The sequence below is a fragment of the Sphingomonas aestuarii genome (assembly GCF_054457155.1).
Map to the genome: position 1 here is coordinate 59,989 of NZ_JBTKVV010000009.1, position 12,433 is coordinate 72,421.

Annotated in this window: 17 protein-coding genes and 1 tRNA gene; 2 read left to right on the forward strand and 16 right to left on the reverse strand. The window is 62.4% G+C overall.

The features are described 5' to 3' along the window. Positions 1–26 precede the first annotated feature (26 nt). The 15 genes from ACX0GZ_RS13730 to ACX0GZ_RS13800 all read right to left on the reverse strand — a co-directional run bounded on the left by ACX0GZ_RS13730 (position 27) and on the right by ACX0GZ_RS13800 (position 9,362). Entirely contained in the window at positions 27–1,784 is a 1,758-nt protein-coding gene (locus ACX0GZ_RS13730) for a relaxase/mobilization nuclease domain-containing protein (RefSeq protein WP_458817307.1), read from the reverse strand. Between the two features lie 235 nt (positions 1,785–2,019). Then, complete coding sequence (locus tag ACX0GZ_RS13735) at positions 2,020–2,793, reverse strand: lytic transglycosylase domain-containing protein (RefSeq protein WP_458817278.1); 774 nt, start codon at positions 2,791–2,793, stop codon at positions 2,020–2,022. Positions 2,794–2,795: 2 nt separating this feature from the next. Next, entirely contained in the window at positions 2,796–3,128 is a 333-nt protein-coding gene (locus ACX0GZ_RS13740; RefSeq protein WP_458817280.1) for a DUF736 domain-containing protein, read from the reverse strand. Further along, positions 3,125–3,718 carry a S26 family signal peptidase gene (locus tag ACX0GZ_RS13745; RefSeq protein ID WP_458817282.1) on the reverse strand — a complete coding sequence of 198 codons (594 nt, stop codon included), beginning with the start codon at positions 3,716–3,718 and terminating at the stop codon, positions 3,125–3,127. The genes ACX0GZ_RS13740 and ACX0GZ_RS13745 overlap by 4 nt, the downstream gene beginning before the upstream one ends. Next, positions 3,715–4,224, reverse strand: coding sequence for a DUF2840 domain-containing protein (locus tag ACX0GZ_RS13750; protein ID WP_458817284.1), 510 nt, complete (start codon positions 4,222–4,224; stop codon positions 3,715–3,717). The genes ACX0GZ_RS13745 and ACX0GZ_RS13750 overlap by 4 nt, the downstream gene beginning before the upstream one ends. A 247-nt stretch (positions 4,225–4,471) precedes the next feature. Next, positions 4,472–5,338: a replication initiator protein A gene (locus ACX0GZ_RS13755; RefSeq protein WP_458817286.1), complete on the reverse strand. Its 867-nt coding sequence runs from the start codon at positions 5,336–5,338 to the stop codon at positions 4,472–4,474. Further along, a complete protein-coding gene (locus ACX0GZ_RS13760; protein ID WP_081097054.1) occupies positions 5,338–5,589 on the reverse strand; it encodes a helix-turn-helix transcriptional regulator in 252 nt (83 codons plus the stop codon). The genes ACX0GZ_RS13755 and ACX0GZ_RS13760 overlap by 1 nt, the downstream gene beginning before the upstream one ends. 118 nt (positions 5,590–5,707) lie before the next feature. Further along, positions 5,708–6,184, reverse strand: a complete 477-nt coding sequence (locus ACX0GZ_RS13765) for a DUF2285 domain-containing protein (protein WP_073976631.1) — start codon at positions 6,182–6,184, stop codon at positions 5,708–5,710. A 97-nt stretch (positions 6,185–6,281) separates the two neighbouring features. Continuing rightward, positions 6,282–6,479, reverse strand: coding sequence for a transcriptional regulator domain-containing protein (locus ACX0GZ_RS13770; RefSeq protein WP_458817289.1), 198 nt, complete (start codon positions 6,477–6,479; stop codon positions 6,282–6,284). Between the two features lie 135 nt (positions 6,480–6,614). Further along, the gene (locus ACX0GZ_RS13775; protein WP_066114778.1) at positions 6,615–6,878 is read right to left on the reverse strand and encodes a DNA -binding domain-containing protein; all 264 of its coding nucleotides are present in this window, start codon (positions 6,876–6,878) and stop codon (positions 6,615–6,617) included. A gap of 226 nt (positions 6,879–7,104) precedes the next feature. Further along, a complete protein-coding gene (locus tag ACX0GZ_RS13780; RefSeq protein ID WP_026002496.1) occupies positions 7,105–7,323 on the reverse strand; it encodes a helix-turn-helix domain-containing protein in 219 nt (72 codons plus the stop codon). Between the two features lie 93 nt (positions 7,324–7,416). Next, on the reverse strand, positions 7,417–7,734 hold the full coding sequence (locus ACX0GZ_RS13785; protein ID WP_086739968.1) for a DUF736 domain-containing protein: 318 nt from the start codon (positions 7,732–7,734) through the stop codon (positions 7,417–7,419). Between the two features lie 403 nt (positions 7,735–8,137). Next, positions 8,138–8,593 (reverse strand): hypothetical protein, encoded by a 456-nt coding sequence (locus tag ACX0GZ_RS13790; RefSeq protein WP_458817292.1) that lies wholly within the window; start codon positions 8,591–8,593, stop codon positions 8,138–8,140. Positions 8,594–8,698: 105 nt separating this feature from the next. Further along, positions 8,699–8,863, reverse strand: coding sequence for a hypothetical protein (locus ACX0GZ_RS13795; protein ID WP_165362082.1), 165 nt, complete (start codon positions 8,861–8,863; stop codon positions 8,699–8,701). A 424-nt stretch (positions 8,864–9,287) separates the two neighbouring features. Next, positions 9,288–9,362 (reverse strand) — tRNA-Gly (locus ACX0GZ_RS13800). A 164-nt stretch (positions 9,363–9,526) separates the two neighbouring features. Between ACX0GZ_RS13800 and ACX0GZ_RS13805 the strand changes: the two genes are divergently transcribed. Then, complete coding sequence (locus ACX0GZ_RS13805) at positions 9,527–10,438, forward strand: tetratricopeptide repeat protein (RefSeq protein WP_458817295.1); 912 nt, start codon at positions 9,527–9,529, stop codon at positions 10,436–10,438. Next, positions 10,435–11,043 carry an LON peptidase substrate-binding domain-containing protein gene (locus tag ACX0GZ_RS13810; protein ID WP_458817297.1) on the forward strand — a complete coding sequence of 203 codons (609 nt, stop codon included), beginning with the start codon at positions 10,435–10,437 and terminating at the stop codon, positions 11,041–11,043. Before ACX0GZ_RS13805 ends, ACX0GZ_RS13810 begins: the two co-directional genes overlap by 4 nt. Positions 11,044–11,137: 94 nt before the next feature. Here ACX0GZ_RS13810 and ACX0GZ_RS13815 read toward each other — a convergent pair whose 3' ends face one another. Continuing rightward, on the reverse strand, positions 11,138–12,352 hold the full coding sequence (locus ACX0GZ_RS13815) for a TCR/Tet family MFS transporter (RefSeq protein WP_458817299.1): 1,215 nt from the start codon (positions 12,350–12,352) through the stop codon (positions 11,138–11,140). Between the last annotated feature and the right edge of the window lie 81 nt (positions 12,353–12,433).

Sequence of the window (12,433 nt, forward strand, 5' to 3'; positions counted from 1 at the left end):
GATTTTGTCCTCTCGGAATTGGTGCATCACAGGCCGATCCCCCGCCCGCGACCCAAGCTCCAATCGACTGTCCCGCCGGGCGACATCGTGCCTGTGATGTGTTGCCCAAGGTGCGTGTCGAGCGCTGGGCGCCACGGCACGAGCTGGAAGCTCATACCGTCGTCGATCATCGCGAAGCGCCCGGACGATAGTGTCAGGCGCTCGCGATAGATCCCGCTGACGTATTCGCCCGAAGACGACGATTTGTGCTCAAGCCCGGTCCGCGCAGCGATCGCTTGCGCGGTCGACGCAAGCTCTTCGTTCCGGAGCGTGCCGATAAGGTCCTGTGCGAGGATCAACCTCTGTCCCTGCCGCCGGGCAAGACCCTGCGCTTCGAGATGGTGCGCGCGGGCCTCCATCGCGTTGCGCACTTCGAGTCCGAAGCCATTGCCTGTGGTTACCGGTTCGCGCGCGACGATCTGGCGATCGAGCCATGTTGCGCCTGGCGAAGTGATCTGGTCCGCAAGGGGCACGTCCGAACGTGTTGCCAGCGAGAGCCGTGTCTGGCCTTTGGCGTCCTCCCATGATCTGAGCTCGACGATTGCTCCCGGCCTCGCATCGCCGGTCATGTCCATGTCGTCGAAGCGCAAGTGATGCGAACGGCCATCGGTGCCGTCGACGATGGCATAGGCGCTGCCTGCCAGTTCATCCTGGAGGCCGCGCTCAACGAGCCGCCCGACGATGGGGTCACTGGGCGTCTTTGAGTGCAGAGCCAGTGCAGCTGGATCGAAGCGTCCGCCGTCCCGGGTCATGGCGCGGTGCATGGTCTTGATGATGTCGTTGCGGACCGAAAGATCGCGCAAGGCGCGCTCGGCACCGGGATCAATGGTCCAAACTGCAGGACCTTCGCGGGACGCAAGCCCTAGTTGTTCCAGCTTGGCGGCACGGCCGATGAGCAGACGGCGCATGCCGGGTTCGCCATCGCCGCCTGGGCGAAGGTCGACCCGGCCCGACATGTCCTCGCCGAGCTTTGAGAGCTGGCGGTCAAGACCAGTCCACCGTTCGGCATCGACTTCGCGTTCAAGTGCCGTACGGATATCCAGTTCACTGCGCCGTCCGAGTTCGAGCGTGACGCGCTCCTCGGCTCGGCGGCGCAGTCCATCGCTTATGTAGCCGCGGTCGATGATCAGGTCTGTGCCGTCATCAGCAACGCCGCGGACAAGGATATGAATGTGCGGATTGTCGGTGTTCCAGTGGTCGACCGCCACCCAGTCCAGCCTGGTGCCGAGATCCTTGGCCATGTCGGTCATCAACTCGCGGGTGAATGCCCGCAGGTCCGGCATGTCGCCCGCATCTTCGGGACTGACGATGAAGCGGAAGTGGTGCCGGTCATCCTCGCAACGATCGGCGAAGCCTTCGCGATCACTCTCGTCAGAGCGGGCATCGAACATGGATGCATCGCGTCCGTCGCGGGTCACCCCGTCGCGTTCGAGATAGGAGATATGGCGAGCAAGCGGTGCGGCGCGATAGTGTGCGCCCTTGTGCCGGACGATGCGAGCCAGGACAGTAACCCGTCGCTGACCAGGCGAGCGGTGTCGCATAGCGGCAAGCGCAAGCCGACCTCGGCCGGCTCTGCCAGAGCTTCGGCCTGTTCGCGTCCCACCTCTGCGCAGGCGCGTTTGGCCTGATCGTGCTGCTGCACGGCGAACCTGTGCAGCAAGCTTCTGGCCTCTTTGGCCTGCGCCCTTACCGCTGTCTCTCCCCCTTCCCGGCCGGACACGAAATTCATTGTCGTCCCCGCTCATGGTCGGTGTGCCATACTGTTTTGCGTTGAAAACAAAGCCGAATTCGAAGCAGCGTATGGCAGACATGCCTTCATGCCATACGAAATCTGCCAATCATCCCAACCACATAGGACTAGCCTGCTGGCAGCCCTTTTATCTTGCCCTCCAAAACTGACATGTCTCTCCCACGCCTGCCTCACCGCCAGAACAAGCCCGCACATCGCCGTGACCGTCAGAACTGCGACCGAGAACACCATCACGGCACCCGCGGTGAAAGCGGAATAAACAGGGGGTGCGGAGCCGACTCATCGCGCTGCGAAGAAGCCGCTGTTGGTGCACTGATCGCACGTTCCAGCTGCACCGAAGTTGCATCGGTGATGACTTCTGCGCCGCCGTAGTCCCGCGCCGCAAACAACGCCGCCTGACGCCAAGATTGCGGAGCTGATGCCGGGATCGCCGCAGTGGCAACAGTACTGGCTATACCAAGGCTTGGGGTGATCTGCGCAACATAGCTGACGGTCTCTGCTGGGAGTCGCCGACGGCCATTTGCATAATCATCAGCTCGACCCGGCCCGGCATTGTAGGCCGCCAGCATCAGGCTGACGTCGCCATATCGGTCCCACATAGCGCGTAGATAGGCTGTCCCGCCGAGAATATTTGCGCGGACATCGAACGGGTCAGATCCAAGCCGGTGGCGCTCGGTGAGCATTGCCCAAGTGCCCGGCATGATCTGCATCAGACCCATCGCGCCTGCTGGCGAGACGGCACGGGAGTTGCCCCGGCTTTCGGCCCGCATGACCGCCCAGATCCAGAGTTCGGGTATACCGAAACGCCGCGAGGCTTCCGCGACATGCGGGGCGTAAGGATGGGCCGCGAACTGGTCTGACCCGCTAGCAGACGCTGCCTGCTGGGCGGTCACTGAACTGACACCAAGTGCGAGGCAGAGACCGGGAAGGAGGAGATAGCGGTGCAGATGAAAGGCGATCCGCAATGGATGCCGCCTGCTCGCGGAGCGTGATCGACGATCCATGGCTATCTCCGATCGCGATGTGTCGGACGTGTCCAGAGCAGGTGATACTCATCATGCCGACCCATCGAGCGCAGCAGGTTGGCGCGCAAGGGCTGAACAAAAGCCGGGTCATCGATCTGTACCGCAACATAGGCGCCAGCGCGCTCGCCGGTGCGATCCCATCCCGCACCGATTTCGACACCGGTGTCCGCATCGCCAAGCAGAACGCGCCAGTCGGGCGCATTTTCGCTGTCGTTTGCAGGCGCTGGAACAAGTGTCACAACGGCATCAAGCATGAGCGTCCTGATGCGGCCTGCAAAGCCGTCCTGCGTGGATTGAAAGTCGCCGATCATCATGGCTTGATCTCCTGGTTGGTCGTCGGGAAAGGGATGGGTCTGGCCGGCACGCGCCAGCGCAGCGGCTCTCCGGGTGCATTGCGTGTGAGGACGGGGCGCGCGGTGCCGATCAGGCCTGCTGCTGGGAGCACCCCGAAATAGCGCCCATCGAGACTGTCGGGGGCAGGATTGAGGAGGAAGATTTCACCGGCACAGACCCGATGGCAGCCGCGCCAGACAGGCAGCGCGCGGCCCATGCGGTCCTGCAATTTGGCCACAGCCATTGGCCGTCCATCGATAGTGATGACTGCACCGACGCGGCAGACCTGCTGACCCGGCAAAGCCGCGACATGCTTCATGAGCGGCACACCGGACGGCAGATAGCGGCGGTTGTCGAGGAAGCGGGCAATCTCGGCGCTAGGCGCGACAGCGACGAGCTGGCCGAGCGTCACAGACGCATCGCTATCGATCCGGTAGAGACCGATGGGCGCGCTGGCGCTCGCGTTCCACATCAACCGCGGTCGCGGTGACAGCACAGCGACCGCGGCAAATCCGGTGCTGAACAGGCATGCCGACAGCAGCGTCGCACGCAGATACGGACGGCGGCTCACGCTTCGAGCGCCTTACGCCGAAGCCAGGCTGCGTGGCGCTCAGCCGTATAGGCGCGAGCCGGCATTCCGGCGCTCAAGCGGTTGCAGACATGGCGCCAATGATCGGGTGATGCGTCGCACGGATCGACCCCGGCAGCTTCTACGGCATCAATGGCCTGGAGCACTTGTGCGACCTTGAGCCAGCCTTCGATATGCAACAGGATTTCACCGCCCGGGCGCACGAATGGCAGCGTCGTGTAAGGCTCGCCGGGTTTGACGGCGGTGACGATGTCGATGCTGGAGTGAACCGTTCCGAAGTCGCTCGACAACCAGCGCACAAATGCAAAGGTTGTCCCTGGACGGAAGCCGACGATGCGTGTGCGACGGTTGATGATCCGATCCGTCGCCATGCGGCCGAAGCGGATCCATTGCTCGTTGCGCTTCTCGATCCAGGTCAGTTCGACCTCGATCAACGCGCTGCGCGGTTGCGGTCTGGCGGCAGACCGATGCAATGCGGGACTGCTCATGAGTGCAGTCCCCACCTTGAGCGCAAAGCGGTGGTTCCGAGGCCTGGAAGCGTCGGCGCTGCGCCATCGTTTTCCACAGGCGGCCGGGCCGTTAGCAAGAATCCGAAGGATTCTGTTCTATTAGCACCGTTAGAGAGCAGTCGATTTGTCGCGGATTTCTGCGGGTTTCCGGCACTATCGGGTTTCCGATAGGCCGAGGATCGGGTTTCTGATGGGCCGAGTCTGGCGGTTTTCGATAGGCCGAGCGTCATGGCAACTTCTCCACAGGCAAGCCAACGCGCCGGGCCGCAGCGACGAACGAGTCGACGGGAATGGGTTTGAAAATCAGCCGCTCGCGGCCGAAGCTATGCTCGAGGCTCAAATGGTAGCCCGGAAGCGACTGCTGCCGGACGATCGTGCGCAGCTCGAACGCGAATTGCTTGAGCGGCGAGAGCGCGCCGGATTTGAGATGTAGGTGTGGAACGTCGAAGCTCCAGCCACCGCGCTGATGGCCGCCATGCTTGCGCACAATCCGGTAAAGCCAGCGCTCGACGCCGCCAGTCAGGCTGAAATAGGCCCGGTCGATGGTCAGGATCAGCCCTCTGTCGAGCACGCCTGCATAGAACCAGTCAGGCAGGATCATCTCGATGCCGGTCGCCCGGCCACGGTCGTCCAGTGTTTCCCGCCATTCGTTGATCCAGGAGAAACGGTGACGGCGACGCTGGTGCTGTTGCCGGATTGAGGTCGCAACGGTGGTGGATTGCAGTCGGTCAAGTGCCGCGCGCAGCCGCTCATAATGGTCTTTGCCAGTCCCGCGCCCGATGAAGTTCAGGATTTCGTGCGGTCGAGCTGCAACAAGGCGTGACGTGGGTCTTCCTGCATCGCGGGCCTCGACGAGTTGGCTAGCCGCCCAGATCAGGATGTCGGCGTCCCAGATGGTCGCCATGCCATGCTCCGGCACGGCTTCGACCGAAATCCACGTCGCGCCCATCGTGAAATCGATTGGTGTGCAGCGGCGCGATTTGGCGAGGCTGAAAAAGGGCCACGCCATGAGATCCTGTGCGTCCCGCGCGGCGATATCGCCGCCGATCGGCCGGAACAGCTCCAGTTGCGTGGCGGGCGCAAAGGGCCGCATCAGCGCCGCACCGGTCGAGCGGAGAGACAGATGCCTTTTCCGGGGTCCGACGTCGAATTCCGGCGTCCATTCTGTGCCCAGGCGTCGAGGTCTGCGATGGCATAGACGATCCGGCGCCCCAGCTTATGAAAGGCGGGCCCTGTCCCATAGCACCGATGCTTCTCCAGCGTGCGAGCGGAAAGCCCAAGGTGAACGGCAGCGTCTGGTGTTCGAACGTAGCGCGGAACGACGGGTACAAATTCTCCATCCATGACTGTCCTCCTGTGAAGTGCCGGACACACGGGGGTTGACCGGCGAGCAGGAGGCGAGAGATCGGATTTTCAGGGGATTGGGTGAACGGACATACCGCGACGGTCTGGATTGTCCCGATCAGTTGCCGTTCAGCAGGCGGCGGTAGCCGCCGTCGCGGACTGCCAGCGCGTGGCGGTGCCAGCGTGCAATCCGCTTGCGCTCGCTTGAGCTATCCCATTCAGCTGCGGAGTAGTGGCGCGCGTCGTTGGCAATCAGGTCAACTGCGAGTTCGCGTGCGCTGACACCTTCAGGCAAGGCATCGAGCAACCTCAACCATTGCACCAAACGCCAGCGTTCGGATGGCCCAGGGTCGAGAGAAACTGGTCGCGGACGCAGCCGACCAAAGTGAATATGCTCATGGAAAGCTGACATGGCAGCCCGGCGCAGTTCCCAGAACGTGTCCGCAGGCAGCATATAGGTGAGCGGGTCAGTGTCGGATGCTCCTGTTGGGACGGTCAACCGATAGCGTCGTCCGCTAGACGTCAGCACCAGATGTGATGCTTGATCAGCAATATGACTGGCGATGACCGTCGCACCTTTGCCAGCGGAAAGCATATTGAAGCTGCCGGTCGTGGCTGGATCCGGTTGCAGCCGGATGATTGTAGCGGATGCGAAAGGGTCCCAGATGGCGGGGCTTTGCGTGGCGGTATGTTCAGGGTCGGCCGCGAAAGACCAACCCCCAGTGCTTGGCCAGACGTTTGCGCGCTATGGGCGCTGCGTCGATGGCACGAGCATATTGGGCCCGATAATCGGGATTGCGGCGCAGGAATTCCTGCGCGAAGTCCGTACGGTCATGTGCTTCAAAGGCTTTGGCGTAACTCTCCGAACGCCAGTCGGGCTTCTCCTCCATCACAGCTCTCCTGTGAGGTTTTTTGGAGTCGGACGATCATGTTACCGGCAAGCTCCGAGAAGTGCCGGAGTCAGTGGCACGCTATCAGCGCGAAATGCACAATCGATTGCGCCACAATCGTGGAAAGTCGGGAGTTTAGTTTGTGCGAGGATCCAGCAAATGACGGTATCCGCTCTGTGTCATCCATTTGGCACGAGCAAGGTGGCCGTCGTAAACCAGCTTGGCCCGCTCGGGCTCCTTTTTGGGATCGATGGCGAAGATGATCGCTACCGCCTCTTCCCAGTGCGCACCCTCTTTTTCGGCGTCCAGCAGACGCAAATAGGTCACGAGGTGGCGCTCGTCATAAGCGCTTAGCCGGTCCATCTGCGGTGGTTGATCTTCGAAGTCAGGAGCCGACATGGGTCCCTCCTAAGTGTGGAGCCATAATAGTCGCGTTAACGCCGCAACACGAGTGGTGAAGCAGGCCACATTTCCCCCTAAATCCGTAGGGCATTATGCGCTTTCCCGCATAAGCTGAGACGGATTGTGGTTGCGCAACCACTTGCGAAGAACAAGCTTCTGCTTTCTGTCGTTGAAAAATTGTAAAGTTGGAACGTCGAATCTGCGAACGGGCGCTATTGTGCGGTCACTGTTCGCCAGTCTTGTCGAAGAATCGGGCCGGATCGACGACAAGTTCCTCTGCCAGTCGTTCAACCGTGTCGAGCGTGGGCGAATTTGCTGCGCGTTCAAGTAGGCCGACATAGTTGCGGTTGAGCCCAGCACGATGCGCCAATTCCTCCTGCGAAAGCCCACTGGCGTGACGCATTCGCCTTAAATTCGTCGCAAAAATCTCCCGAAGCTTCATGCTCCGTGGGTCGGCGGAACCCTAATATACTGCCACCCAATATACTAGGGATTCGTCATCGCCCGGTGTCGCCCGGGCGATGACTTGGCCGGGTCAGCTTTCGCTGCGTCGTGCGGGGCGATTCCAGACCAGATCGTAGCTGCCGTCTTCAGCTTCGAAGAGCTGGGCGAAGATGGGGGCTACAAAGCTCGGATCATCGAGCTTGATCGAGAGGTAGTGCCGGTCATCCTGGGTGCGCTTTTCCCATGCCGCGCCGATTTCGACGTCGCCGACAAATACGCGGTGGCTGGGAGCATTGGAGCTGGCGCCTTCTTCTGCTGCGATACGGACCGACTTGGCCTGCAGCGCGAGAGTGGCGATCTGGCCACGGAATTCTCCCGAGACCTTCTTGAAATTGCCGATCTTTGACATGGGTATTTCCTTTCCGTTGGTCGGACCGCTCCAGTGCGGCCTCGATGCGCGGATGAAGGTCAGCCAGTGGCAGGCGCCGCAGCGTCAGCCCGCAGCGTCAGCGAAGGACGGGGTGATCGGTCTTTCTTGTCTCGCGAGGAACGGCGGAACGCCGGGGGAAGAAAGTCCGAAACACACCGTTGCGGCAAGCCTGCCAAGCGAAGCGCCTTGCTGACATGGGCGCGGATCGAAAGAGGCGGTACTGGTGCTTTCCGTCTGGAAACGACACCCGCTGCATAGTTCGCGAGGTCAATCGTCGGGAGTGCTGACCAAGATAGAGCTCGAACCAGGCCAGTCGATGACGATGCAGGAGGCAATCGCCCTGACCACGCCGTCCTGCTATTCGTTCCCGACGAATGCAGCGCTATCGGGAATAGCCTCCATCTGATCGGTCGGTAGCAGAGGTTATGCCGAACCGATCGCTGCCACCCATCACGTTTCGCCAGGCGGAGATGGATGTGGCGACAGCCGCGATCGTTCCGAGAATCGCCAATGCGGGATCGCTGCTCGTCGCTAGTGAAGCCAGGCCTTGGGCAGCTTGATAGCCAGCGAAGGCGGCCGGCACCGCAAAAAGCAGCGCAATTCCAAGCCGAACCGAGGGTGATTGGATATAGGCGATCAGAAATCGGCCGATAAGCAGGGTAGCGATTCCAGCGAAAAAGCCAGTCAGAATTGCCGCAGGATAACCGTGGGCGCCGCGAAGCAGGGCAAAACTCGTACCGATGGCGACGTAGACTGGCAGCGCCAGGCTGGCGAGCCGGAACAGGAGCGAGAGCATGTAAAGGCCGGCGATGCTCCCGAGGATGAGAAGAATGGTCATAGGCGTCCCTTGTCTGGACGCGCTCGCCACCACCACCTCAGCGCAATCTGCGCGGTAAGATTAGCACAATGAATCTCGGTTCGAAACGTCCGAGTGTCCCTGAAGTCAGCGGGCGAATGGGTCATATTCGCGCACGACCTGATCGGGGTCGCCGTCAAATTCGTCGGCAGGGATGACAAAATACCCCTGACCGGTCTTGATCAGGACGATAACCGTCATCAGCGTCCGGGAAAGGTTCAAGCCAAGTGATTGTGCGGTTGCAAGTGGCATGATGCGGCTCCTGTCGAGGAGCGGGACCACCCCGCTCGACAGTCGCCCCAAGGGCCGGGGGCTGGCCGCAATCACCGCGGCTCGGCTGCGGCCGCACGCGCTAGCGTAGCGGACCCTTCACGGGTTGATTGAAGGAGGACAGGCTTCGAGCCCAGGGATAAGCGGCTAATGCGAGTGGTTGGTCATGCCCGGGCGCAGGCAATTCGCGTAACCGGCGCCCCAACAAGATTGGCCTGTCTCGACCACCGGTCGTGTGATTATCGATGTTATTGATTGGGCTGGCTGGGACGTGAGCACGCCTGAATTGTCCCAAGCTGGAATTGCACTGGTGACAATGTGGTGACAATCCCGGGGGAATTGACTGTTGTCACCAAGCCCTCGCGAGCTTCGCGACGTTCAAACAATTGGTTTTCTGGGAGAAAACTGGAGCGGGCGAAGGGATTCGAACCCTCGACCCCAACCTTGGCAAGGTTGTGCTCTACCCCTGAGCTACGCCCGCTCTGGCGCCTGATCCCGGTGGCTCCACCGGGCGGGTAAGGCGCGCCCTCTAACAGCCGCACCCGGACCCGGCAACCCCTTTTGCGCAACTTTCGTTCGGGGGTTGGATGCCACGCACAAAGCGCCCAAATAGGGCACTCCCCTTTCCCCGATCAGGAGCGCCCCTTGGCCACGCTAGGATTGTCCCCGCAGGAACGCGAAGCCGTCGATCAGTTCCGCAAGGACGTCGTCGAACCGTCGATGACCCATCTCGTCATCCTCGATTTCTGGGCCGAATGGTGCGGGCCGTGCAAGGCGCTGACGCCGACACTGGAAAAGGTCGCCGCCGATTATGCCGACAAGGGCGTGGTGCTGGCCAAGGTCAATGTCGATGAAAACAAGTTCATCGCGGCCCAATTCCAGATCCGATCGATCCCGACCGTTTATGCGATGTTCCAGGGGCAACCGGTCGCCGACCTGACGCAAGCGCGGACCGAATCGCAGTTGAAGACGATGCTCGACCAGATCCTGAAGCAAATCCCGCTCGAATCGCCCGCCGCGCAGGCCGAAGCGGATATCGAGCCGTTGATCGCCATGGGCGAGGAGGCGTTGGCACAGGGGGATGGCGACCGAGCGCTGTCGATCTTCTCCCAGATTGCGGAGATGGCCCCCGACAATCCGGCCGTCCATGCAGGCACCGTGCGCGCTTTGGTGTCGCTGGACCGCACCGACGAAGCACAGCAATTGCTGGATGCATTGCCCGAGGATGTGACCAAAGCCCCCGAGATCGACCGCGCGCGCTCCGCACTGGCGCTCGCCACGACCGCGCAGCCGGTCGGCGACCTTGCCGCATTGGAAGCCGAAGTCGCTGCCAACCCGGCCGATATGGATGCGCGCATGAAGCTCGCCGACGGCCAGATGGCGGCGGGCAACCGCGATGCCGCCGCCGACACATTGCTCGCGCTGATCGCCGAGGACCGGGACTGGAACGAAGCGGCAGCGCGCGCGCGGCTGCTGCAGATTTTCGAAGTTGTCGGCCTCGAAGACCCCTGGGTTTCCGCACAACGCCGCCGCCTGTCCGCGACCTTGTTCGGGTGAGCACGCGGCTGTCCATCTTCCCGTTGAGCGGCGCACTGCTGTTCCCGCAGATGCATTTGCCGCTGCATATCTTCGAGCCGCGCTATCGCTCGATGATCTCCGACGCGCTTGCCCGCGACCGCCGCATCGCCATGATCCAGCCGCGCGAAGGGGGGGAGAAACCCGCGCTTTTCGACATTGGCTGCGTCGGCCAGATCATCGACGTCGAGGCGCATGAGGACGGCCGCTACGACGTGGTGCTCCAGGGCGTATCCCTGTTCCGCGTCGTGCTCGAATTGGAAGTGCCGACCCCGTTCCGCCAGGTCGAGGCGGAATTGCTGCCGGCAGAGAGCGAAACCGACCTGTCGCTTGGCGAACGCGCCAGTCTGGAGATGGAATCGCGCCGCTTTGCCGATGCACAGGGTTATGCGGTCGATTGGGAAGCCGTATCGCGGCTCGACGACCAGAGCCTGGTCAACGGCATCGCCCAGATCGCCCCCTTCGACGCCGCATCGAAACAGGCGCTGTTGGAAGCGCCGAACATCGCCACGCGTACCGAGCTGATCGTGCAGTTGATGCAATTCTATGGCCGCCACGGCGACGACGAAGCGGGTACGCTTCAATAGCCCCCTAAACCCGTTTGTTTCGAGCGAAGTCGAGAAACGCGAACTTGGCGCGTGGGATGCGTTTCTCGACTTCGCTCGAAACGAACGGATTGGGCTAGGTGGGTGAAACGGGAGGCACCCCGCGCCCCGCGAAATGCCCGATCGCCGCCCCGCCGAGCAACACCACCGCCGCAATCACGAACACCAGCCCCGGCATCGCCACCACCGATACCCCATACACCGCGCCGAAGAACAATGGCGAGATCACCCCCGCGACGCTCGCCACGCTGTTGTTCGCGCCCTGTAGCTGGCCCTGTTCGCGTTCGGACACCAATCGCGTCATCAGCGACTGGATCGTCGGCAGCGCCAGCGACCACAAAGCATTGGGCACCAGCGCGGCAATGAACAGCCAGCCGGTCGGTGCGATCCCCATGCCGAGAATGCCGAACGCGCCGAGCACCAGCCCCACCACCATCGTCCGCCGATCGCCCAGCCGTGCCGACACCCGTCCGACCAGGAAGATCTGCACCAGCATCTCGAGCAGGCCCGCGAACGCCAACAGCAGCCCCGTCTCCAGCGGCCCGAACCCGTATCGGTGCGCGGCATAGAGCACGAACACCGCGGAAAAGACGTGATGCGCGAAATAGAGCATGAAATAGACCCAGGCGAGCCCGGTCAGTTCGGCATGCCGCCTGAGCAGCCGGAACGCGCCCAGCGGATTGGCACGGCGCCATGCGAACGCCATGCGCCGTTCCTCCGGCAGCGATTCGGGCAGTACGAACAGGCCGTAGAGGAACGCGATGCCCGACAGCCCCGCCGCCACCCAGAAGGGCGTACGCGGCCCCCATTCACCCAGCACCCCGCCCAGTGCAGGCCCGGCGATGAACCCCGCGCTGAACGCCGCACCGACCAGGCCATATGCCCTGGCGCGCCCCTCTGGCGGGATGATGTCGGCGAGATAGGCATAGACCGCGGTGAAGCTGGACGACGTAATCCCGCCGATGATCCGCCCCACTGCCAGCCACCACAGATTGGGGGCCAGCGCCATCAACACCCAATCGACCGCCAGCCCAAAGATCGAAATCAGGATGACCGGACGCCGCCCGAACCGATCCGACAGCGATCCGATGATCGGCGAGAACACGAACTGCATCAGCGCCCACAACGCGACCATCACCCCATTCCACCACCCCGCGGTTGATGCGGACCCGGCAAACTCCTCGATCAGGATGGGCAGCACCGGGATCACCAGCCCCATCGCCATCACGTCGAGCGCGGCGGTCACGAGCACGAAGGCGATGGCGGGCCGATGCCGGTTGAGCGCGGTCATGGGGACGGATTCCTGAACCGCAGCGGGAGCCCGCGCGATTCGCTGGTGGGAGTGAGGTGCAGGTAGCGCGCCTCAAACACC